Origin of the sequence: Coprococcus sp. AM11-30B, assembly GCF_027674365.1 — a bacterium.
Classification (GTDB): domain Bacteria; phylum Bacillota; class Clostridia; order Lachnospirales; family Lachnospiraceae; genus Allocoprococcus; species Allocoprococcus comes.
Map to the genome: position 1 here is coordinate 75,586 of NZ_JAQDVB010000016.1, position 21,940 is coordinate 97,525.

A 21,940-nucleotide genomic window follows, 5' to 3' on the forward strand; every position below is an offset into this window, starting at 1 on the left:
GCACATTTCTAACGGTTGTCGGTGTCTACAGGCGGCTGCGCATCTCTATCGTCCTTTTCCGGGGCATCCTTTTCCGGGGCGTTACCATCAAGCCCATCCCTGCCGTTTTCCATATCGTGCGCTTCGCTGTCAACGGAAACCGCTTCCGGTGTGTTATATGCCATAGCGTGTTCCTTTCCATCGGAAGCCTTCGCTTGGCTCCCAATAATAACTTATTAAGGGGAAGGGGCGCACCGGTTTCGGCACGCCCCTTCGGTGAGCGGTAGCAGGTTTTCGGTAAGCGTCTATGCGCCGAGGATTTCCTTCGCCCAAGAGCCGGACTTTACAAGCCCCATCATGGTCGTGATGAGAACGGCGATAGTCTTGATGATGACACCGAACGAGTCGAATGTTTCTACGCCCTGTGCGAGACCAAGCATCTCAGCCTTTCCAAGTCCGCCGGAAACCGCGAGGGCGGTCACAAGATGCGGATAGAGGTAGAGGATAAGAACCATGACCACGCCTGCGAGGGCTGCTGCCGCAAAGTTCTTGAGGTAACCGATTCCGATTTGCTTCGTCTCCTCGAAGCCGAGAAGGGAAATGGGAATCGGAGAGAAGGCGGCATAGACATAGAGCTGAACGGAACGCCCGAGGGCAACGACCATCGAAATGGCATAGAAAACGAGTCCGACCACCCATGAAATGAGTCCGAAAATCAAAAGGAGGAAGCATCCGCCGAACGTGGCGTCGGCTGCATCGTCCTTGGTCATCTCGATTCCGGGTTCATACCAGTTTTTCGATTGCAGCTTGTCCGACACGTTACCAACGAGGTCGTTGAAGATGCCGTAGATGGCGGAAACAAGGTCGAGGGCGTTGTCGATGAAGTAGCTGAGGATGCAGTAGGTCACCACGAGGAACACGATATCCTTCACGGCGGGAAGGGTGCTCGTCGCGTCGATGCGCTGGCTAATCTTGATGAGCTGCATCAGCATGAAGAGACCCAGGATGGCATGGGCAACGGGGATGACCCCGGCTTGATAAAAGTCCTTTATCACGCCATACGGCTCGGTTGTTCCGAAAAGCTCGTTGAACGGCCCGGAAATGAACCTCGCATCAAGCGTCTGGTTGATGACACCGAAATAGGTGTTGAAGAGCGTGGCAGCGATTTGGAGAAGACACGTTTTAATCATGTTGGGGATATCAAGGAAGTCCCCGAGGACACCCGCGTAGGCCGGATGGGGAATGAGGAGCACGAGTGCGCAGGCGGCGAAGAGCGCGAACGTGCCCGCGAGACAAGCCTTTCTCCTGCGCAGGGGAACCGTCTTCGTCTCCTCATGCTGTGTGGATTGTAAAGTCAGTTGTTCATTCATAGAGATTCCTTTCTGCCTGCATGGCGATGCTGCCCTAGCCCTCGAAGGAGAACTCGCCCGTGGACTGCTCGTAAACGCAGGTGATGGAAACAGAGTTTGTGTCGTTGAGCTTGAAGTCCGTGGTGATGACCCCGTTCTCATAGTCGAGGTTCACGACTTTCTGCCATGTAGCTTCGGTGACAGAAGGGTAATGGACGGCGCACCACTTGGAGAGGGCGGTGATGACGGCCTTCTCATCCCCGCCGAAGAGTTTCGTGACCTCGCTGTTCATGCCCTTCACGGTAATGTTTGTGACCGCTTCGGCACGCTCGTATGCGGTGTTTTTCTGAGCGAACATCGTAGAGCTTGTAAGGGTGGAGATGGTGTTCTCACCGGGGGTCTTAGAATCGGAGTTCACCGCAGCGCCACTGCCGTCCGTGTAGGTCACGATATGGGTGCCGGTATCGGTCTCGAAGACGATGGTATAGAGATAGCCGCCGTACCCATCGGAGGTCTTTTCCACGCGGGAGATGGCGTAACTATGGACGGTCGGAGTTCCGTTCACCGTTTCCACGTAGGAGTCATCGGCAAACTTGAGGGTGTAGCGCCCCTCGCTTACCGACCAGACGGAAGAGGAGAGGGTGTCGATGAGTTCCTTGGCATCGGTATCGTATCCCTTGATGATTTCCTTCTGGGCATCGGTAAGCTCCACTTTCCCGGTTTCCTCCTTCGTCTTCTTCTCAGCGGCTGTGGTAGTGTCCGTGTTATTTCCTGCGTTCTGCTCCTTTGCGGTTTCCGCGCGGTGATGCGACACGTTGATGGCGCTCATGGCAGAGCCGCAGGTGAACATCAGGAGCAGGCACAGGGCGATGACGGAAAACTTCTTGTGTTCCGCCATCCATGCTTTCAGTTTCTTCATAGCAGGTATCCTTTCTGGTTTCCTAGCGCCAGTCCCATGGATAGCCGCAGACAACCCATCCTCTTCCGTTTTGGGAAACCCAATCGGACAGGGAGATGGTGCGCAGACCGGAGTAAATGCTATCCATGACCTTGCCGTCACCGATATAGATGCCGACGTGCCCGTAAGCGTTACCGGCGGGGGTGTTGGAGCCGTATTGGGCGGAGATGAGCATTCCTACCTTTATCTGGGAGAGGTCGGTGGTGGCGCGTTTCTGGCTGTAATTGGCACCGTATCCCTGATTGCCGAGCTGCGTATTGCCGTTGCCGCCAACGGGATGACCGGCTCTTGCATAGACCCTTGTTGTCCATGTGGCGCAAAGGTTGGCTCCCGGCCACGGAGTCTGCGAGCAGGCATTCACGATATCCTTCTGCCACTGGTCGGCGCTCTGGTAGTCCTGCCCGCCACCGGGAATGAGGGTGGTGCCGGAGTACCGATTCTTGAACTCCTCTGCGGTCATGGAGTCGAGCTGCGCAACGAGCGGATAGGCTTGGCAGATGGAACGGTACTGGGCGATATAGCTGTCCTGCGACGCGGTGTAGTACCCACCCTCGCCGAGGGCACGCAGGAAGAGTTCGGAGTTGTTGGTGTCGATGGCCTTCTGGTAATTGGCAACGCGGGTGTAGTTGGACTGCTTGTAAAGATGCTCGCACCGGTATTTCATGTACGAATCATCGTCTTTGAAGACGGCGAAATCCGCGTAGGTCTTGTAGGCAGAGCCGGAAGCACTGTATTCGGTGGTGAGCATTTTAACGGAACCCGTGATGAGTCCGCCGTAGTCATAACCGGCATATTTCACGCCGCCGTAGTTGTGGTACAGCCGCCCGAGGTCGGAACCGGAGTCCGAGGTGCCGTTCTCAATCATCATCTGGCCGAGGAGCGCCGAAGCGGGATATCCGTACTGTTCGTGGGCGTTCAGGCACGCGAGCACGAGGTCGTAGGTGACCCATGCGGGCATCCCGTCAAGCGATGCGCTCTTTTGCTCCTCATCGGCGGCACCGCCACCGACAACGGAAATCAGGCCGAAGGCCAAGATGAAGGCAATGATGAGTGGAAAGAATTGGGAGACGGCACCGGCAAGTGATGAAAGCATTCCCTTGATGCCACCGGAAAGAATCGTGAGCGCCTTTTTCTTTCCCGCTTGCGCCGCAGCATTCTCGTAGACGTTCCTATGGAAGTATTTGGAGAACTGCATCCGCTTCTGGGCAGCTTTTTTATCCAGTTTCTCGGTGCGGTATTTCTTTTCCGAGAGGGCACCGAGAGAGTCTTTCTTTTCAAGTGCATCCTTACCGGAACGAAGGTGCTTTCTCGCCTTTCCGGCAAGTTTCGCGCCGGTGTGCGCGGTTGCGACCAAATCGTCCGTGCCTTCCAGCTCGGAGTCTTTGAGAGCGTTGTGGGCAGCTTTTGCGGCTACACCCTTTGCACCACGTTTCAGGCTCTTATTCAGATTGTGGCGAGACTGCACCTTTTTCGTGAGGGCATTTTTTCCGGTTAGCTGGCTACGGGATTTTCCGTCAAGGGCATCGGCGGCGGAAGTCTTCTTACGTTTCCTTGCGATGGCATCGAGGGCGGTACTTCCCGCGCCGTGCGTGCCCTTCTTGCCGACGGAATAGAGGTCACCCTTTAAGGCTTTGGCGCTCTTATCTGCCTTTTCCACCAGACCGGTATTGACGGCATCCGTCTTTTCGGTCTTGAGGAGATTACTCATGGCTTTTTCACGGTCGTTTCCGCCGGTCGTGAAATCCGAAGCCTTCATCTGACGTTCACCGTCCTTTCCGGGGTCTTCTTACTGGGTTGCTAGATAACGGGTTTTGCATCTTTCTTGTCCCCAAGCCCCGTCTTCTTCGTCTCATTGGGGTTCGTGGAGAACAGGTCATAGAGGACGTTGCCGGACGGGAACTTGCCGCGAATCGGCACACGGGCGTTTCCTGCAATGAGCAGGCCGTCACCCGGCTCTGCGGACTCGTCGATGCACTCCTCCTCCTGCTCGGACAGGTTCAGAAGTTCCGCCCACTTCATGCGGTCGAGCGGGGACTGCTTGAGAAGCATGAGGAAGTCCGCGTTAAGGACGATATTTCGCGCCGCTTCGTTGGCGAGCATCGCCGTGGCGTTCTGACTGATACCTGTCAGCAAAAGTCCGAACTTACGACCCTCGTTGGAGAAGCGGGAGAAGTAGTTAAGTACCGTCGGGTACGCGAACATACTCTGCATCTCCTCGACGTAGAGCCATGTGCGGACGTTTCGCTTTGCATTGAAGTACATGCGGTTGCGGACGGCTTCGCAGACGTTGATGAGGGCGAAGACCAGCATGGAATCCGGCAGGTCTTTCAGGTTGAAGTCCACGATGCGGGTGTTGAAATCGACGTTGCTCTGATGGTTGAAGAAGTTCATGGAACCCTTCACGAAGCGCTCGTAACGGAGCGCGATGACCTGAGCCTGCTCCTCCGGCTGCTCGTTCGCGGCATCGTAGAAGTCCTGTAAGGTCGGCGGAAGATTGTCTCCGCGCTCTGCGGCCTTCTGGAAGGCAAGCTCGGTGCAGCGCTGTACGAGTGACTGGTCAACCTCAGAGAAGTTCGACCCGGCTTCGGCAGCGGAAGCGCCCGCCTGAGCTAACATCGCGTCCACCTTGAACGCAATCTGCTCGTTTCTCGTCATGTGTTCCACGGATACCGTATCGAAGGGGTTCAGATGGGTTCCGGTACCCACGCCGAAGTGGTAGGTGCTACCGCCGTAGCGTTCGGCGATAGCGGTGTACTCGCCTGCGCGGTCGATGACGTAAATCTCGTCCGTCGGATTGGAGAAGATGGTGCCCGTCATCTCGGTCTTGGTGAACATACCCTTACCGGAGCCGGTCTTGCCGCAGACGAAGCCCATCGGCGAGGTGAGCTTCTTGCGGTTGCAGACCACGAGGTTGCGGCTGTGCTTGTTCTGGCCGTAGAAGTTGCCGCCTGCATCGTCAAGCTCCTGCGTGGCAAACGGCACGAGGATGGAAACCTGCGCCGTGGTGAACATGCGGGAGATTTCCACGTGGTTATGGCCGAGCGGGAGGATGGAATTAAGTCCCTGACGCTGGCGATAGTCATAGGTGTCAAGCTCGATGGAGTTCTGACGTGCCGTGGAGATGATGCGAAGCACCTGCGTATCCAGCGCTTCCTTGCTCTCCGCGTAAGTGTAGACAAGCCCCGTGAAGACATAGAGACGCTGGTTCTTGTTCTGCAAGTGGTCGAGCACGTCCTCCGTCTCCTCCTTGGAGTATTTCAGCTCCTGCGGGAGGATGGAGAAGTCATAGCCTTTGTTCACTGCCGAGCGCTGTTCCTCGATGATTTCCTTGTCAATCCATGCGGAACGGGTGCGCACGTAATTGATAGCCTTGGATTTATCCATGGGCTGCACGTACCACGTGATAGCCATGGGGATAGGAAGGTCTGCCATGTCGGCAAGTGCGCGGTCGGAAAGTTCCGAGCCGAACTTCTTCATCACGAGTACCTGTGCGTAGACCCCGTTATCGAGTTTTACGCAGTCGTTATAGTGGCCGTCCGGGCGGAAATCAATCTGCGTCGGTGCGATGCAGTCCTTGGTAGTCTGTAAGCGCTTGGCGGAAATATCGCGCTGGTAATCGAACAGGAACGGCTTATAGGGGTTTAAGAGTGAATGGATGACAGAAAGGCGCTGGGTGCCGTTCATAAGGTGTGCCTTGCTGCCGATGGAGTTTAGGATGCGGGAGGATTCGACCTCGATACGGGAGAGCTGACGCGCTGCATCTTCTGCGGTGTCTGCCGTCACGGAATAGGTGAGGTAGCGGTTCCTGCGGATGTTGCTGACCCCCTCCTTCACCTTATCGTTCAGGATGTTGTTGAATACCTGCGCGTCGTTCCTTGCAGCATCGTTTGCCTGACGCTCCGGGTCGAAGAACTTGCGATGACCGACCTCTTCCTTGAGGAGCGGCGTGTTGATGACGCTCATCTGCACGAGCGTATCCGCACCGAACTGGTCGTAAAGGCGGGTGATGGCGGAGAACATGGCTTTCTGCTGCTCATCGCGCACCGAATGATAACTGGTGTCATCGAAGGCGATGGAAGAGGAAAACATCCCCTCCTCCACCTCACAGATGCCATCCTGATACATCTTGTTGTAGCCGATGTAGTTCACCACGTCTTTCGCGGAGTCGCGCTTCTTTCTGGCATCGGCCATCTTATCGGAAAGCTCCTTGTCCCTGTCCTTTAACTGGGACTTGACGGAGCTGTAGGTCTTTTTCGCTTCCTTCTCGGCCTTCTTGGCTTCCTTTTTCCTGCGCTTCATCTCGCGCTTGGCGTGCTTCTTCTCCTTTCGGGTCAGCTTTCCGGCACCCTGCGTGACGTGTGCGACCTGAGAGATGGCATCCATGTCGATAGCGCCGGTATCGGAGCGCAGGGGCGCGGTGTTCCCGAACCCGTCACCGGATGCATGGACGAACGCGTCCACGTCAAATGCGGCGTTAAGAGATGACCCGTCCTGCCCTTGGGGAGTAGGATTCGATGCCGCGAAGGTTTCCCTGCTTTCGGTAGTGTTTTCCATAGATAGTTCCTTTCTGCTTGCTGTTTTCCGACTCAGAGAGAAGCCCCGCAAGACGCATGGACGGCTTGTAGAAGATGCGGTCGTTCGTGAAGTTTGCCTTAAGCCAAAGCGGCGCAAACTGCTCGAAGGGCATCCCGCAGGGCTTCACGAAGCCCACGCACCAAAACGGCAACGAGACGGCGTAGATAAAATAGGTGCAATCGCTGACGTTCAGCCCCAAAACGAAGTAGATGTAAAGCCCGGCAAGTACCGAGACAGAAAGCGCACCCGTGATGGATACCAGGGTGCGCATGGTCATCTTGCCTACGATTTTGGGCTGATACTCGGCGATATCCTTGTGTACTGCTACAGAGAGCATGTTAGATATCGCTCCTTTCTAGCCCGCGAGGGAACCCCAGTTGATACCGGTCTTGAAGTACACGGCAGCACCCACGACGATGGCACCGCCGATAATCATGGCGAGGGCACCGGAGAGCTGACCGCCGCCGCCCTGCATACCGTCCTTGATGGTAAGGCCAAGGTTCACAAGGCCGAAGACGATGAGGATGCCGCCGAGGGCGGTCACACCATCAGAGAGAAGGTTTTTCACGTTTTCCAGCATGGTTGATTCCTTTCTTGTTTACTTGTTTTCTAGTAACCGTACAGATGGGCAAAGGCGATACAGGTAAGTCCCGCGACGATGATTGCAACGGCTTTCCGTATCTCCCCGCCCCCGCCGCGAAGAAGTCCCGCGAGGGTCATCCCGAGATAGATGATTCCCACGACGGTGAATGCGCCCGCAGCGGTTCCTATCGCCGGGGCGGCGAGTTTGACGAGTGTTTCCAAGTTCCTTCCTCCATTCGTCCCCTTTCTGCCTTTTTCGCGTGGCATTTCTCTTAATTATAAGTGACTACCGGTTCAGCAATATGCCCAGAAGCCCCTTCCTTGATTTTTTCCATGCCGCCCACTTCCACGCTGTGAACTCCGCACCCATATCCTCATCGGGGGTGTACGGCTCGCAGCCGTTTTTCAGATACCGCTCGAAATCGAAGGAGTTCTTATGCAAACGCTTCCAGTTGCGCTTATCCACGATATAGCGGTATCGCTTATGGGCGTGGGGGTCGTACTTATCATCCATGAGCGGGTTGGTACCGGCGATGAGCAGGATTGCCTTTAGGCGGCTCATCTTGCCGATTTCTGCTGCGTCGATAAGGTCACGACCCTGAATCTGCAAGTTCTTACTGGCGCTTGAGGACTGCCCCGTGGACTCGTTGTAAGTCATCTGATGGATGGTCTGCTTGCCAATCATCTCCGCAATCTCCTTGTTGGTGGAGTTGGACTTGCCACCAAGGAAGAGCGTCGAGTCGCAGCAGTCGATGATGGTCTGCGCCTTCTTATCGTATTTGCTTTCCAGCTGGCTCATGGATTGCAGGATGATGGTGATGCCGATGTTACGGGAACGGGTGACCGCGATGGTCTCCTCAATCTGCGGGATGGTGCCGATGTTGGCGAACTCGTCGAAGATGAAATGCACCGGGGTCGGGAGTTTCCCGCCATAATCCGAAAGGGCTTTTCGGCACAGCTGGTCGATGGTCTGCCACATGAGGATGGCGAACAGGAAACTGAGGGTCTTGTCGGTATCGGAGAGGATGCCGAAAATCGCCACCTTCGCATCCGGGTCACCAAGGGTGTCAATCTCCATCTCGTCATAGGTCAAAAGCTCGCGCACGCCATCCGTCGCGATGGGCGCAAGGCGCACGTTGCAGGAAATGAGGATGGATTTTAAGGTCTTGCCTGCGGCCACCTTGAAGTTCTTGTAGTTCATCAGGGCGAAGTCCTCGTCGGCGGAAAGTCCCCCGCAGTCGGCGGGCTTCACGCCATCGGAGTTGCGCTTGAACTTACTGGGCACCCAAGACCAACCGTTATCTGCCTGCTTGGTGCCAAAGCTCCTTGAGAGACCGGCATTCCCCGCAGTGTCAGGAGAAGAGCCGTCGTTTTGCTTGTACTTCTTGCCCTCCTCGATTTGGAGGAACATGAGGTCAAGAGCGGACTTGAAGTTCTCATCGTTCTCTCGTGCTTCCGCAAGGGAGAGGAGCGTGAGAAGCGAGGACATGTTGTAGTCCTTCGCCGGGAACCAGTCACGCAACAAGGCGATGAGCGCCGTGTAGAGCATCTTCTCCGCGTTCTCCCAGAACGGGTCACCGCTCGATTTCCCCTCGGGGTTCGTGTTCATAATGAAGCAGTTCACGAAGGAGAGGATATCGGTATCCGTCTTCACGTACTTTAACGGGTTGTAGTGCATGGACTCATCAAGGTTGATGGTATTGAAGCTCTTGAGCTTATAGCCGTTGTCCGTGAACAGGTATCCGGCATCCTTAAGAAGGGTACCTTTTGGGTCGGTGACAAAGTAGCTGGTGTTGAGCTGGCAGATGTTCGGGGTCACGTAGTTAAAGGTCTTACCGGAACCAGAGCCACCGACCACGAGGACGTTTAGGTTGCGGTCATATTCCGGGTCGAACTTGGGGCGGTGCAAGGCAAGGCCGAAGTTCTTGGTGAAGAGAAGATTGTTGTCTTCGGTCTGCAAGTCCTTGAACTTCTTTCCTTCCTTCAAAGTGCCCCACCTTGCGCTTCCCGACTCCTCACCGGAACGGTAGTTTCCAATGAATGCCACGTAGCGAAGCCAAATCATCCAGATAATGAGAAAGCAAGCCCCGCCAAACAGCAGGGAGTTACTGGTCATATCGAGGGCAAACGGCGCATCCCCTATGGTCTCCCACATGGTGAGCATGGCATCGCCCAGATGGTCGAAAATCTGTCCCGGATAGGTGACGAGGGTTTCGGCATAGCGGTCACCGAGATAGAAGAAGACCGTGGCGATGAAGAGGGTACCGAGTGCCGATGTGGCGATTTTTTTGTTGATTTCCGGGTTCGCGCTATTTGCCATACACGTCCTCCTTTTCCACTTCTTCCAGCACAAGCAGGAGCGTGGTCACAATACTCGTGCGCGTCTCCCGCGTGGCCGCGTGGCGGAATCCTTCATAGCAGGTGAGCGAAAAATCCTCGGACACATCGATACCGTTGGAATCGCGCGGAGTGAGACCGTCGCAACGGGAAAGGGTGGAAGGCTCCCAGAGGGTTGTGATGCCATCTTCCGATTTCACGCGCTTGCACCCGGACTTCATTTCATAGAAAAGGTTGTCGAGGGTGGTATGGGTCTCGTTGTCCTTTGGCAGGGCGGCATCGAGGAGGGAGATAAGGTTCCCGATGGTACGCTGGGAAGGCTCACACCAGTCCCTAAAATATCCAAGGGCTGCCATCAGGAGAAGTTTTTCCGTCTTCTTAAAGAAGTCCCCATCTGAATCAGAAAGGTTCACGATGGATTCTGCGATGGTCTCGATATCGCTGTCCGACTCCATGGTAAGAAGCGGGGAGCATTTCAGCCTGTCCGGCAATTTGTCTTTGAGGGTCATGGTCTATCTCCTTACAATGCGTCTTCGCCGTTAAAGGGCAGGCTCGAACCATGCTCACGCGTGGTTTCCTGTGCCTGCGTTTCCGTATCCATCTGGTTCTTGGCAGCGGTCATATCGCGTGCTTCCCCCGTGAGGGAATAGGACTCGGAATCATATCGCTGCTCCTCGCGAATATCGGAGGGGCGAATCTCGCTTCCGGTCTGCTCTACATCCATGACGGCGGTGCGGGAATCGGTATCTGCACCATCGTGGCTCTCAATACCGGAGTTCGGGTCGGGCGTGCGCCCGTCGTTATCCATGGCACCATCAGATGCAACCGGCTCAAGCAGCTGTTGTTTGTCACGCATCTGCTCCTGCGTCAGACGCGCATTCTGCATGGCAAGGTCTCTATCCGGGAGGGTGCCAGCGTCCTTCGGGGTATTCTGCTCGAACCAGTTGTGGGTTACATCGAGGTCGTACCGGTTCTTTAACGTCTCCGCAGAGACCGGCCAGTCACGACCGCGCTCATACGCCGGTACCGAACCGTCCTTATTCAGACTTGCAGGCTCGTAGGCCATGACCTCGCCCTTGCTGGTTTCGGTCACGCCGAAGCCCTGCGCGTTCATCTTGCGCTCGAAGTCGGAAAAGTCTGTGCAGTCCTCCCTTGCCTTTTGGGCAGCGGCTCGGATGTTCTGGGTATGGATGGCGGTGTCCTCGGCACGAAGCGGGGCAACCTTATCGCTGCGGGCAGGTGCATCCTTTCCCGGCGCATCATAGGTCTTTTCCGGGGCATCCGTTTTCACTTGCGTCGCATGAACCTTATAGGGGTCACTGACAGCAATCACATCGAAATCCTCATGGGTCTCACGACCAACCATCTCTGTAAGCTCCTTGTGGGAGTAGCCGGAGAAGAAAATCGAATCGTCGATATTGAGGTCTTCTGTATCCTGTTCGCTAAAGAGCACATCGTAAGTCTCGTCTGGCGCGTCCTTGTAACGGATGGTGACCGGAATGACCGTTACGTCTTCCGCCGGAAGGTCGGGATAGCCTGTCAGCTCCGTGAGGGAATCCATGGTCTTCTTATCCACGGGTTCCGCGTGATTCAGTGCGTCGGTGATACGCTGCTCATCGAGACGCGCCATCACGTCCTTAAATTGCGGGGCATACCCTGCAACGGTTTCCGCATCTTCGCGTGCGAAGGCAAGGAACCCATTTCCCTGTTTATCCGTGTAGACGGCGGCATAGGTACCATTCTCGCGGCATACCTGCGCATAGTAGGCGGCTTCCTCGGAAGTACCAAAAGGCACGACCACCTGCTCACGAGAGGATTGCTTCTCAGCCATTGCTTTTGCCTGCTCGGGAGTGTTCCCTTCTTTCTTATAATGGCGCTGCCACCAGTCAAAAGCACGTTCCCTGCCACGCCCGAACCGCAAGTAGTTCTCCGTCTGCCTTGTGACGAAGTTTAGGAGGGCGTTTCCCATGTCATCGCCGAAATCCTGAGCCATGTGGCATCATCCTTTCTTTTCCGATTTTCTGTCTTTTGAAGCGGCAAGAATGCCGTCTCCTTGGGGACAGATTATAACGCAGGCTATTTTCCATCCCTCTGCCCTATACACGAACGTGCAGGTAGAAACTGCCAAGTCAGAGATGCCGATGATAGAAAAAGACACCATTTGCAATCAAATGAACCCATTTGCGCCTATTTGCGAACGTTGACCCTTTTCTCATCTGGGTAGAGGGATTCGCCCCTCAACCATTCCGTCCACAAATCTTTCATAAATCCGCAGGCGGATTGACGGAAACATTTGGAACGGAAAAGTTGACCGGCTCCGACTCACGTGCATTCGCCTTCGCTGCCGCGATGCGCCGGACGCAGGAAAAGCGAGGGGCTTTCCCGCCGGGCACCGCGACCGCTCATTATATGCACGGAGATTGCTGAAATGGGGCGCTGCCCCAGACCCCGGCCACTCCGCGCAAGCCGCAGGATTTTGTCCTTTCGGCGGGGAAAATACAAGTCTTGAATGTTTACCGGCTTTCTTGTAAAATATATATATAGCAAGATGGTTGATACCTTCTTGTGAGTCGAACAGGAGGTGGTTAACACCGATGAATCAGGAAGAAACAATGCTTTTGCATAAGGAGAGATACAAGGAAACGATTAAGAACCTGACCGTGATGAGCGATATTCTCGCGCGGAACGTATTCAAAGATAAGAATGCCTGCGAGTATGTCCTTAGAATTATTCTGGAAGACAAAGAACTGACCGTCATCGACAATGAGACGCAGATGGATTTCAGAAACATGCATGGCAGAGGTGTCGTGCTGGACTGTGTGGCAAAGGATGGAAGCGGACGCATCTTCAACGTCGAGATACAGCAGGACGATGAGGGAGCGCACCCGAAACGTGCCAGATACAACCTCGGGATGATGGATTCCAACGTGCTGGATACGGGAAAGAACTTCGATAAGCTCCCGGAGACCTACGTGATATTCGTCACGTTGAAAGACGCACTGGGGCACGGACTCCCGATAGCCCATATCGACCGGATAATCCGCGAGAACGGCAAGGAGTTCGGGGATGAGGAGCACTTCATCTACGTGGATTCCAGCAAGGACGATGGCGGGGAACTGGGAAGACTGATGCACGACTTCCGTGTGAAGGAAGCGAAAGAGATGCAGGCGGGAGCCTTGGCCGACCGCGTACACGAACTGAAAGAGACCGAGAAAGGGGTGGAGCATATGTGCAAGGAAATGGAGCAGCTTTGTGATGAAGCAAGAATGGATGAGAAGAGAGAAAACGCCAGAAGCATGGCGGAAGACGGCTTGACAGTAGATAGAATCGCAAAAATCTTGAAAGTAAATGCCCAGATGGTGCAGGAGTGGCTTGCAGGTAGTGTTTCTACTGCAAGATAGATAACCACTTAGACGGCTTCACGGTTTTATGGCTCTACGGGCTTCTGGCTCGTGGAGCCTTTTGCTAAAGAAATATGAAATGCAGTCCTGTTGCTTAAGGGGTGATTTGCAAAAAGTAGAAATCCATGTCCGACAGATTTGCAGGACATGGATTCCTTATTGGCTAATGCCGAAACATTCGAGTATCCAATTCTCCAACGAGAAGGTTGGGGCGGTTAGACAATTCTATTGACTTTAAGCTGCTAACATTCTGCTAACTGATGCCATTCCACAAGTGGATACGGAGCACCGGCTAAGGCAGAAAGAAGCATCCGCTCAATTCATAGAATGCCCGTAGTTACAGCGTCAAGCGGTCATCTGGTATCAGAGGATACCAAGTGCTACCGAATTGCAGGGAGAACTCCTAAGCGAGGGGTCGGAGGTTCAAATCCTCTTGGCGACGGGCTTCAAAGCGTTCGAAAATGTTAGCTGGATTAGCTGACAACGAACGCTTTTGTTATTTTCTAATCACGTTCGTGACACAAAATTCCATTCAAAATAATCAATTTCCAGCTAACGCAATCCGATTTTTGTTAGCTGACAGCTAATCAAAATCACCGGTTTGCAAACATGGTTTTTCAAGAGTCTAGCTAACATTTGGGTTCCGCTCTGGTGTCACCCCTTATTTGTGGATGTAAATCAGAGAAAAGGCGGGAAAAGAAACCATCTCTCTGAAACCTGCAAACATTAATTAGCTGAAACAGTATACAATTCTATTAGCTACAGCTAATGGTCAAACAGCAATGTCTGTTTGGAACTTTACCTAAAACAAAAGTTCCAGGCAGGCATTTTTTATATCCTGAATCCTGGAGGAAAGGAGTCAAGATGACTGAGCCAAACAGACAATCAGAAGCAAAAGAAGAAAGAATCATAGAAATTGAGATTGAGCGTCTTCGTCCTTTTAAGAAACATCCCTTTCAAGTAAAAGATTGTCTGCATCGACATCCTAAATTTTTTTCTGGATTTGAGATATGATATAGGAAAATAACACTAGCCATGATAGAACAGGTACATATCTGGATACCGTAGCAGCATCCACTGATCAAGCAGAACTGAAAACAGTACAGGACTTTCTGGATCGTATTGAGAATCAGAAATTGTATCATGTGCTGATCACCGTGGACAGGCTTACCCTTCAGATCGTTCTGATGAAGATCCAGGGGTATAGCACTCATGAAATAGCCAGGTATCTGAAGATTACCGAAAAGGCGGTTTACAGGCATATGGACAGGCTGAAAGAAAAAGTGAAGAAGATCTTCGAGTAGTTCATGATAATCACAAAGCAGGGTGTGAGAACAAACTCCACCCTGCTTATCATTTATTAGAAAAAATGAAACTTTTGTCAAAACCAGTATTTAAAAATTTTATCAGTAATAAAGTGCAGAATGCTGTTTGGATTGCTATTTTTATGCAACTATTTCTTGTTGCTCTTGACAAAATCTTTTTTAAAGATTAAAATTATAACAGTGTTATATAGCACTGTTATATAGGAGGTGTGCAAAATAAACGGAAATGGAACGACTTTAGAAAATATCCACCGGGCAGCGAAAGCAGAATTTTTAGAAAAAGGATATAAAGACGCTTCCCTGCGGAATATTGTGAAATCCGTGGGAATGACTACCGGAGCCTTTTACGGATATTATAAAAGTAAAGAAGAACTTTTTGAAGCCATCGTTGGTGAGCATTACGAATATATTCTCAAACGTTTTATAAAGGCACAGCAGGAGTTCGCCGAACTACCAGCTGCCCAGCAGCCGGAAGTCATGAGTGACATTTCGGGGCTTTGTATGTACGATATGCTCCATTATGCGTACGAACATTTAGAGGAATGTAAACTGATCCTCTGCTGTTCGGAAGGAACAAAATTTGCCGGGCTAATTGATGAAATGGTGGAGATTGAAGTGGAAGGGACTCATGCCTATCAGGAGGTTTTAAGGAAGCTTGGAAGGTCCTCTCCGCATATCGATCCTTCGCTGGAGCATATTCTGATCACCGGAATGTTTCATACCTTTTTTGAATTGATCATCCACGAAATGCCGCTCAAAGATGCCGAAAACTACGTCAGAGAAATGCGCGCCTTTTATACAGCGGGATGGATGAAAATTATGGGGCAGTAATGCCTTATAATTTTTGCTTGATAGTTAGCTGAAACTAATCTAAATTCGGATATTGTAAGAACATAGACGTGTTCTCTTTATCATAAACACAAAGAAAAGGAGGAATTTTTTTGAAAAAGCAATCCAATTTATCACGCCTGCTGGAAATTGCAGGCAGCCATAAGTACCTGACCTATGCTTCCTGGGTGCTTTCTGCGATCAGTGCCCTGATTGCTCTGGTACCATTCTATTACATCTGGAAAATGATCAAGGAAGTATTGGAGGTGGCACCGAATTTTGACCAGGCACAGAACCTGACCGGTAATGGCTGGATGGCAGTATTGTTTGCGGTTATAGCGGTGCTTGTCTACATAGCAGGGCTGATGTGTTCCCATTTGGGAGCATTTCGTATTGCCACAAACCTGCGTATCCAGACCATGGAGCATATTGTTAAGTTGCCTCTTGGGTTTGCCGAGAGTTTTGGCAGCGGAAAACTGCGCAAGATTGTCAACGAATCCAGCGCAGCCACCGAAACCTATCTCGCCCATCAGCTTCCCGACAGAGCCAATGCCATTGCAACCCCCTGCGGTCTTTTGGTGCTGTTGTTCGTGTTTGACTGGAGACTGGGACTATTGAGTCTTGTTCCAGTTGTGCTGGGGTTTCTGATCATGATGGCAATGACCGGAAAGCAGATGCAGGAAAAGATGAAAGAATACCAGAATGCGCTGGATGATATGTCCAATGAAGCGGTAGAGTATGTCCGTGGGATTCCGGTGGTAAAAACCTTTGGCCAGACGATCTTTTCCTTTAAGAAGTTTAAAGACTCCATTGACCGGTATAAAGTATGGGTGATTGCTTATACCAGGCAGCTTCGGACACCGATGATGTTCTATACAGCTGCGATCAACGGCGTTTTTGCCACACTGATTGCCGGAGGACTGTTGCTTACGCAAGACGGTGTAACTTCCGGTTTCTTACTGGATCTTATTTTCTATATCATCATTACACCGGTTATTTCTGTCACACTGACACGCATTATGTTCCAAAGTGAAAACGCCATGATCGTAGACGACGCTTTACAGAGAATTGACAGCGTTTTGCATTTGAAGCCTCTGGAGGAAACGAAACATTCAAAGCATCCTCAAAACGCTTCCGTGGAACTGAAATCGGTTCATTTCAGTTATGATGGAGAAAAAGAAGTATTAAAAGATATTTCACTGACCATTCCTGCAGGACAGACGGTAGCTTTTGTAGGTCCATCCGGCGGTGGAAAAACAACCCTTGCCAACCTGATTTCCCGATTCTTTGATCCCCAGAGCGGAATGGTAAAAATCGGTGGTGTTAATGTGAAAGACATCCCGAAAGAGGAACTCATGAACACGGTGTCTTTCGTATTTCAGAACAGCCGTCTGATCAAGGCATCTATTCTGGAAAATGTGCGTATGGGAAAACCGGAAGCTACCCGTGAGGAAGTTCTGACTGCCCTTCATCACGCGCAATGCGATGATATTCTGGAAAAACTCCCACAGGGTGTGGATACGGTCATCGGTACAAAGGGTGTCTATCTTTCCGGCGGCGAGCAGCAACGAATTGCCATTGCCCGTGTGATGCTGAAAAATGCTCCGATTATCATTCTGGATGAAGCCACTGCCTTTGCTGACCCGGATAACGAAAGCTGCGTACAGGCTGCTTTCTCAAGACTTTCCGAGGGTAAGACAGTGATTATGATTGCCCACAGGCTTTCTACCGTAACAAATGTGGATCAGATTTTTGTCATTTGCGACGGACGGGTTGCCGAGTGCGGAAACAGTCGCGAATTGCTTGCAAAAGACGGTATATTCAGCCGTATGTGGAAAAATTACCAGACTTCCGTGCAATGGAAGGTAACAAAGGAGGTGCAGTGATATGATCAAAAAACTGCAGAAAAAATATGCCCTGTCTGAACAGGGAGCAAAAGACCTGATCAAAGGCTGCCTGGCCTGTGTCCTTCAGAATCTGTCTTTTATGTTTCCGGTGGGACTTTTATATTACCTGGTCAGCGATCTGATGAACGGGGGTGTTCCCGGCGAGAAAATTCCATTTTATGTGGCAGGCTGCGTGGTGTGTATCGGCTTGATTCTGCTGACCACTTTCTTTCAATACAATGCGACCTATTTTGCCACTTACAAAGAAAGCGGTATCCGCCGCATTACCCTGGCAGAGCATCTGCGCAAAATCCCCCTTTCCTTTTTCGGGAAAAAGGATTTAGCCGATCTTACCAGTACCATTATGGCGGATTGCACCTTCCTGGAGCAGAGTTTTTCGCATTTTATCCCTGAGCTTGCGGGTTCGATCATTTCTACAGTTCTGATTTCCATTGGTCTGCTCTTTACGGACTGGAGAATGGCACTGGCTGCCTTATGGGTTCTGCCGGTTGCCTTTGCGATTGTGGGATTTTCCGCAAAGATTCAGGAAAATCTGAATCAGAAAGCCATGGATGTAAAGATGGCCTGCGCAGACGGGATACAGGAGTGCATTGAAACGGTTCGTGACCTGAAAGCGAACAATGCGGAGCAGGCATATTTAAAAGGTCTGGAAAAGAAGATCCGTGCCGTGGAGCATCGTTCCATCCTCAATGAATTCGGCCTTGCTGTTTTTGTGGTTTCCGCATCGCTGGTGCTGAAGCTTGGTATTGCAACGGTTACGCTGGTGGGAGCTGTTTTGCTCATGCAAGGAAGCCTCTCCGTGCTTACATTCTTTATGTTCCTTCTGGTAGTATCCCGTTTATATGACCCTCTGCAGGGCGCACTCCAGAATCTTGCGGCAGTCATCAGTACACGAACCAACATTGCCCGTATGAATGAAATTCTCGATCATCCGATCCAGCAGGGCAGCGACAGGCTTTCCAATCAGGGGTATGATATTGTCTTTGACCATGTTAGGTTTGCCTACAATACCGGAGAAACCGTATTGAAAGATGTTTCCTTTACGGCAAAACAGGGAGAGGTTACGGCTTTGGTCGGCCCATCTGGCGGCGGAAAAACAACCGTATCCCGGCTGGCAGCAAGGTTCTGGGATATTAACAGAGGAAAGATTACCGTGGGAGGCATGGATGTATCCCGAATTGACCCGGAAACACTGCTTTCTCTGTATTCCATCGTATTCCAGGATGTTACACTGTTTGACAATACGATTCTGGAAAATATCCGAATCGGAAACAAAGACGCCACAGATGAACAGGTCATTGCTGCTGCGAAACTTGCCAATGTGGATGAATTTGCGGAAAAACTGCCGGATGGATGGCATACCAATATCGGGGAAAATGGCTGTGAACTTTCCGGCGGAGAGCGCCAGCGTATCTCTATTGCCCGTGCATTTCTGAAAAATGCGCCGATCATTCTTTTAGATGAAGCCACTGCTTCCCTGGATGTGGAGAATGAAACTCTGATACAGACAGCCCTTTCCCGTCTGATCGCAGATAAAACGGTTCTGGTCATCGCCCACAGGATGCGTACCGTAGCAGGAGCAAATAAAATTGTTGTCCTTTCTGATGGCACCGTGGCAGAAGAAGGATCACCAAAGAATCTGGAAGAAAAGAATGGTGTATATGCCCATATGGTAAAACTGCAGACAGAAAGCCAGAATTGGAAACTTGCGTAAAGAAAAGGGAGGGCTGGTTATGCAAACATTAGGCGTTGTGGAGGATACCCTGTTTGTCCCTATGCTGGGCAGAATCTATGCCAGTGAGCATTGCCCACAAATTTTATATGATAAAAAGGCGTTGGAATTGAAAAATAGGCTGCCGTTAGACTTGATTGAACAGAATATGCAGAACCAGTATACCCTTTTGGCCTCTGCTTCCCGGTCTGCTAATATGGATCGGATTATTCGGACTTTTCTGGAACGCAGACCGGACGGTGTGATTGTCCAGTTGGGCTGTGGTCTGGAGACAACCTATCACCGATGTGATAACGGAAAGACACACTGGTATGCCATGGATCTGCCTCATGTAATCGAATACCGGCGGGGACTTCTTCCCGAACCAGAGAGGGAATTATATATTTCCGGGGATGCCTTTGCAAAGGATTGGATCAAAAAAGTTCGCAATGATGTACTTGATACTCCTATTCTCGTTACTGCAGGCGGATTATTTCATTATTTTGAGGAACATAAGGTCATTGCCCTTCTGCGTATGATTGGGCAATTTGGAAATATGGAAGTTGTTTTTGATACGGTGAACAAAAGAGGCATGACCATGATGAAGAAAAAATATATGAAACAGGTCGGCCATGCCGATGCACAGATGTTCTTTTATGTGGATTCCGCGGAAGAACTGGCAGCAAAAATCGGGGATAATGTGAAAGTGATTACGGAGGAACCATACTATCGTTACATCCCTAAAAACAGTTTAAAGCTATCCACAAAGGTCAGTATGGCAGTTTCTGATCAATTCAAGATGGTAAAGATGATTTGTTTAAAAACCTAAGATTTTTTAACATAAAATAATTTTTGCAAGTGCAAAGAAATAAATCAACGCTTGAAAAAGGAGTAAATAATATTTGATATGCAATAATCATTATCTTAATAAGCTCTATAATGATTTAGTAACAAATTCTCCTAAAATAATTTCAATGAACATTCCCTCTGATATTTGACAAAAGGCGGTTTACAGGCGTATGGACAGGCTGAAAGAAAAAATCAAAAAAATATTTTAATTATGAGGGGAAATTCATAGTTTCCCATTGGCGACAGGGTGAGAGGACGAAATCCTCCACCCTGTTTTCCTTTGTGTGGCGTAAACAGGATTGTTCCTTGACAACCGAATAGTCATTCGCCAAATACTTCCTCTTTGTGATTGTGATGAGCATAAGCGTGCGGAGCAGTACGCCAAGACCTGCCGACAAGCAAATAGCGATGAAAGGTGGTGAGCGAACCTATACTGACTCCAAATATCGGGTAGCCCTCGGTTTCGCCATAACCCACAAAGAGCATAATGGTACTCCCGTCCAGTCACAGTCCGAGCGGTATCCAATCCGCCGCAGGCAATGAGGGCGGCTCTGGCAGACCGTCAGTTGGGGTGAAACTCCCGTGGAGTCAGTTCGCTGCTGACCGTTTGGCGACTTCCCTGCGCTTTTGCGCATTTGCATTTCGGGGTGTCGAGGACAAATAGAAATGCCATGATCATAAAGCCAGATATAAGGTTATCAATGAGAACAGAGCTTTGTTTTATATGCTCCCGACCTCAAAAAGCCTTTCGTCTGGCTTATTACATAGACAGAAACCGTATGTCAAATATAGATTGGAGGGTATTCAAATGAAAAGAACTGTCAGGCGTGGAGATATTTACTACGCAAAACCTGATCCGCATATCGGCTCTGAACAGGGCGGCACAAGACCTGTCCTCATTCTTTCCAATGATACAGGAAACAGGTTCAGCCCTACGATACGTTAACAGAGCATATGTGGTTTTGGTTTTATAAAATGTTGTTCTGTAGGCAGAGGAATAATTTTACCACCACAGGAAGAGCACTTGCATATATCTTTATTGTAAAGAAGACAGATAATGGAAGGTGCATCCATATCTTTCAGTTTGGAAATATATTTTTTGCAGCCAAGGATGTTTCTGCATAGGGCAATCTTTTTCTTCTTATTTCTGGATGAAAGAAGACCATAGTGCCTGATACGTACAAAACGTTTTGGAGGAACGTGCATTAAAAATCGACGGATAAATTCCTCGCCGGATATGGTGATCTCTTTCCAATGCCCTTGATTTTTGTAATCTTTAGCAGAAAAAGTAACTGTAGATTCTGTCATGCCTTTGATTCGGTAGTTGCTGATAGCAATCCGGTGGGTGTATTTTCCAAGGTATCTGATGACAGATTCGGCACCATCAAATGGTTTCTTACAATAAGGAATCCATTCCTTTGCATAGCAGGTATTTAACAATTCCTTGAAAGTATAGTAGTTTTTGTAAGGAGTAGCTGATCTATGAAATTCAAGTCTGTCATTTTCCCAGAGCTGCTTAAGTTCAGCCATATATTTTCCACGAAACGTTTTGGAGATCGCCTTAATCGGAAGAAAAAATCTTTCCCGTTGTCTTTCCAATGATTTTTCACATCCAGCCCTCCACCAAGAACAATTGCATGGATATGAGGATGAAAATTCATGGTGCTTCCCCATGTATGGAGGATACAAATATAGCCGATATCAGTCCCAAGATATTTATTATCAGCAGCAAGTTCACTGAGAGTATCTGAAGCCGCATGATAAAGAGCAGTGTATAAGAATTTCTGGTTGCTGTAGATAATGGGATTAAGTTCTTCCGGAACTGTAAAAACCACATGGAAATAAGGTGCATCTAAGACATCCTCCCGCCGTGCATCTACCCACTTTTCTTTTGGAAACTCCTGACACATAGGACAGCATCTGTCACGGCAGGAGTTATAGTGGACTGATCTACAACCGCAGTCCTCGCATACGCTTACGTTCACACCGAAGGCACCGGTTTTGCAATTCATGATGTGGTAAGCGGCTTTTCTCTGAGCGGGAGAAATATCATGTGTGGATTCAAATGATGAATAAAAACGATGAAAAACATCCTGAATCGTACAATCCTTACTCATGATTCACCACCTTCCGGGTTGT

The 21,940-nt window shown here is 50.5% G+C and carries 18 protein-coding genes and 2 pseudogenes; 8 read left to right on the forward strand and 12 right to left on the reverse strand.

What is annotated here, in order from left to right:
- Window positions 1-8 precede the first annotated feature (8 nt).
- The 11 genes from PGU50_RS11860 to PGU50_RS11910 form a co-directional block, all read right to left on the reverse strand.
- On the reverse strand, window positions 9-164 hold the full coding sequence (locus PGU50_RS11860; protein ID WP_270247053.1) for a hypothetical protein: 156 nt from the start codon (window positions 162-164) through the stop codon (window positions 9-11).
- Window positions 165-284: 120 nt separating this feature from the next.
- On the reverse strand, window positions 285-1,349 hold the full coding sequence (locus PGU50_RS11865; RefSeq protein WP_270247060.1) for a type IV secretion system protein: 1,065 nt from the start codon (window positions 1,347-1,349) through the stop codon (window positions 285-287).
- A gap of 34 nt (window positions 1,350-1,383) precedes the next feature.
- The gene (locus PGU50_RS11870) at window positions 1,384-2,247 is read right to left on the reverse strand and encodes a hypothetical protein (RefSeq protein WP_270247061.1); all 864 of its coding nucleotides are present in this window, start codon (window positions 2,245-2,247) and stop codon (window positions 1,384-1,386) included.
- A gap of 22 nt (window positions 2,248-2,269) precedes the next feature.
- Window positions 2,270-4,042 carry a glucosaminidase domain-containing protein gene (locus PGU50_RS11875; RefSeq protein ID WP_270247062.1) on the reverse strand — a complete coding sequence of 591 codons (1,773 nt, stop codon included), beginning with the start codon at window positions 4,040-4,042 and terminating at the stop codon, window positions 2,270-2,272.
- A gap of 41 nt (window positions 4,043-4,083) precedes the next feature.
- Window positions 4,084-6,840 (reverse strand): VirB4-like conjugal transfer ATPase, CD1110 family, encoded by a 2,757-nt coding sequence (locus PGU50_RS11880; protein ID WP_270247063.1) that lies wholly within the window; start codon window positions 6,838-6,840, stop codon window positions 4,084-4,086.
- Window positions 6,761-7,198, reverse strand: coding sequence for a PrgI family protein (locus PGU50_RS11885; RefSeq protein ID WP_082430262.1), 438 nt, complete (start codon window positions 7,196-7,198; stop codon window positions 6,761-6,763). Before PGU50_RS11885 ends, PGU50_RS11880 begins: the two co-directional genes overlap by 80 nt.
- A gap of 18 nt (window positions 7,199-7,216) precedes the next feature.
- The gene (locus PGU50_RS11890) at window positions 7,217-7,441 is read right to left on the reverse strand and encodes a hypothetical protein (RefSeq protein WP_082421059.1); all 225 of its coding nucleotides are present in this window, start codon (window positions 7,439-7,441) and stop codon (window positions 7,217-7,219) included.
- 29 nt (window positions 7,442-7,470) lie between these two features.
- Window positions 7,471-7,665, reverse strand: a complete 195-nt coding sequence (locus PGU50_RS11895; protein ID WP_117527907.1) for a hypothetical protein — start codon at window positions 7,663-7,665, stop codon at window positions 7,471-7,473.
- A 64-nt stretch (window positions 7,666-7,729) separates the two neighbouring features.
- Window positions 7,730-9,763 (reverse strand): VirD4-like conjugal transfer protein, CD1115 family, encoded by a 2,034-nt coding sequence (locus PGU50_RS11900; protein WP_270247065.1) that lies wholly within the window; start codon window positions 9,761-9,763, stop codon window positions 7,730-7,732.
- A complete protein-coding gene (locus PGU50_RS11905; protein WP_270247067.1) occupies window positions 9,753-10,289 on the reverse strand; it encodes a hypothetical protein in 537 nt (178 codons plus the stop codon). Before PGU50_RS11905 ends, PGU50_RS11900 begins: the two co-directional genes overlap by 11 nt.
- Window positions 10,290-10,300: 11 nt before the next feature.
- On the reverse strand, window positions 10,301-11,773 hold the full coding sequence (locus PGU50_RS11910) for a hypothetical protein (protein WP_270247068.1): 1,473 nt from the start codon (window positions 11,771-11,773) through the stop codon (window positions 10,301-10,303).
- 559 nt (window positions 11,774-12,332) lie between these two features.
- Between PGU50_RS11910 and PGU50_RS11915 the strand changes: the two genes are divergently transcribed.
- The 8 genes and pseudogenes from PGU50_RS11915 to PGU50_RS11950 form a co-directional block, all read left to right on the forward strand.
- Entirely contained in the window at window positions 12,333-13,181 is an 849-nt protein-coding gene (locus PGU50_RS11915; RefSeq protein WP_270247070.1) for a PD-(D/E)XK nuclease family transposase, read from the forward strand.
- 864 nt (window positions 13,182-14,045) lie between these two features.
- On the forward strand, window positions 14,046-14,195 hold the full coding sequence (locus PGU50_RS11920) for a hypothetical protein (RefSeq protein ID WP_270247071.1): 150 nt from the start codon (window positions 14,046-14,048) through the stop codon (window positions 14,193-14,195).
- A gap of 131 nt (window positions 14,196-14,326) precedes the next feature.
- Complete coding sequence (locus PGU50_RS18250) at window positions 14,327-14,485, forward strand: sigma factor-like helix-turn-helix DNA-binding protein (RefSeq protein ID WP_004611461.1); 159 nt, start codon at window positions 14,327-14,329, stop codon at window positions 14,483-14,485.
- A gap of 228 nt (window positions 14,486-14,713) precedes the next feature.
- Window positions 14,714-15,337, forward strand: coding sequence for a TetR/AcrR family transcriptional regulator (locus PGU50_RS11930; RefSeq protein ID WP_270247072.1), 624 nt, complete (start codon window positions 14,714-14,716; stop codon window positions 15,335-15,337).
- A gap of 110 nt (window positions 15,338-15,447) precedes the next feature.
- Window positions 15,448-17,220, forward strand: a complete 1,773-nt coding sequence (locus PGU50_RS11935; RefSeq protein ID WP_270247073.1) for an ABC transporter ATP-binding protein — start codon at window positions 15,448-15,450, stop codon at window positions 17,218-17,220.
- Window position 17,221: 1 nt separating this feature from the next.
- Window positions 17,222-18,955: an ABC transporter ATP-binding protein gene (locus PGU50_RS11940; protein ID WP_270247074.1), complete on the forward strand. Its 1,734-nt coding sequence runs from the start codon at window positions 17,222-17,224 to the stop codon at window positions 18,953-18,955.
- 19 nt (window positions 18,956-18,974) lie between these two features.
- A complete protein-coding gene (locus tag PGU50_RS11945; RefSeq protein ID WP_270247075.1) occupies window positions 18,975-19,781 on the forward strand; it encodes a class I SAM-dependent methyltransferase in 807 nt (268 codons plus the stop codon).
- Between the two features lie 828 nt (window positions 19,782-20,609).
- Window positions 20,610-20,741: pseudogene (locus PGU50_RS11950) on the forward strand (type II toxin-antitoxin system PemK/MazF family toxin); the annotation flags it as partial.
- A gap of 2 nt (window positions 20,742-20,743) precedes the next feature.
- On the opposite strand, the pseudogene PGU50_RS11955 reads toward PGU50_RS11950, so the two are convergent.
- Window positions 20,744-21,849 (reverse strand): annotated as a pseudogene (locus PGU50_RS11955) (IS91 family transposase).
- Window positions 21,850-21,940: the final 91 nt, after the last annotated feature.

Bases quoted from the DNA above. Each gene is read 5' to 3' on its own strand.
- PGU50_RS11860 (WP_270247053.1), bottom strand. From the start codon at position 164: ATGGCATATAACACACCGGAAGCGGTTTCCGTTGACAGCGAAGCGCAC.
- PGU50_RS11865 (WP_270247060.1), bottom strand. From the start codon at position 1,349: ATGAATGAACAACTGACTTTACAATCCACACAGCATGAGGAGACGAAG.
- PGU50_RS11870 (WP_270247061.1), bottom strand. From the start codon at position 2,247: ATGAAGAAACTGAAAGCATGGATGGCGGAACACAAGAAGTTTTCCGTC.
- PGU50_RS11875 (WP_270247062.1), bottom strand. From the start codon at position 4,042: ATGAAGGCTTCGGATTTCACGACCGGCGGAAACGACCGTGAAAAAGCC.
- PGU50_RS11880 (WP_270247063.1), bottom strand. From the start codon at position 6,840: ATGGAAAACACTACCGAAAGCAGGGAAACCTTCGCGGCATCGAATCCT.
- PGU50_RS11885 (WP_082430262.1), bottom strand. From the start codon at position 7,198: ATGCTCTCTGTAGCAGTACACAAGGATATCGCCGAGTATCAGCCCAAA.
- PGU50_RS11890 (WP_082421059.1), bottom strand. From the start codon at position 7,441: ATGCTGGAAAACGTGAAAAACCTTCTCTCTGATGGTGTGACCGCCCTC.
- PGU50_RS11900 (WP_270247065.1), bottom strand. From the start codon at position 9,763: ATGGCAAATAGCGCGAACCCGGAAATCAACAAAAAAATCGCCACATCG.
- PGU50_RS11905 (WP_270247067.1), bottom strand. From the start codon at position 10,289: ATGACCCTCAAAGACAAATTGCCGGACAGGCTGAAATGCTCCCCGCTT.
- PGU50_RS11910 (WP_270247068.1), bottom strand. From the start codon at position 11,773: ATGGCTCAGGATTTCGGCGATGACATGGGAAACGCCCTCCTAAACTTC.
- PGU50_RS11920 (WP_270247071.1), top strand. From the start codon at position 14,046: ATGACTGAGCCAAACAGACAATCAGAAGCAAAAGAAGAAAGAATCATA.
- PGU50_RS11940 (WP_270247074.1), top strand. From the start codon at position 17,222: ATGATCAAAAAACTGCAGAAAAAATATGCCCTGTCTGAACAGGGAGCA.
- PGU50_RS11945 (WP_270247075.1), top strand. From the start codon at position 18,975: ATGCAAACATTAGGCGTTGTGGAGGATACCCTGTTTGTCCCTATGCTG.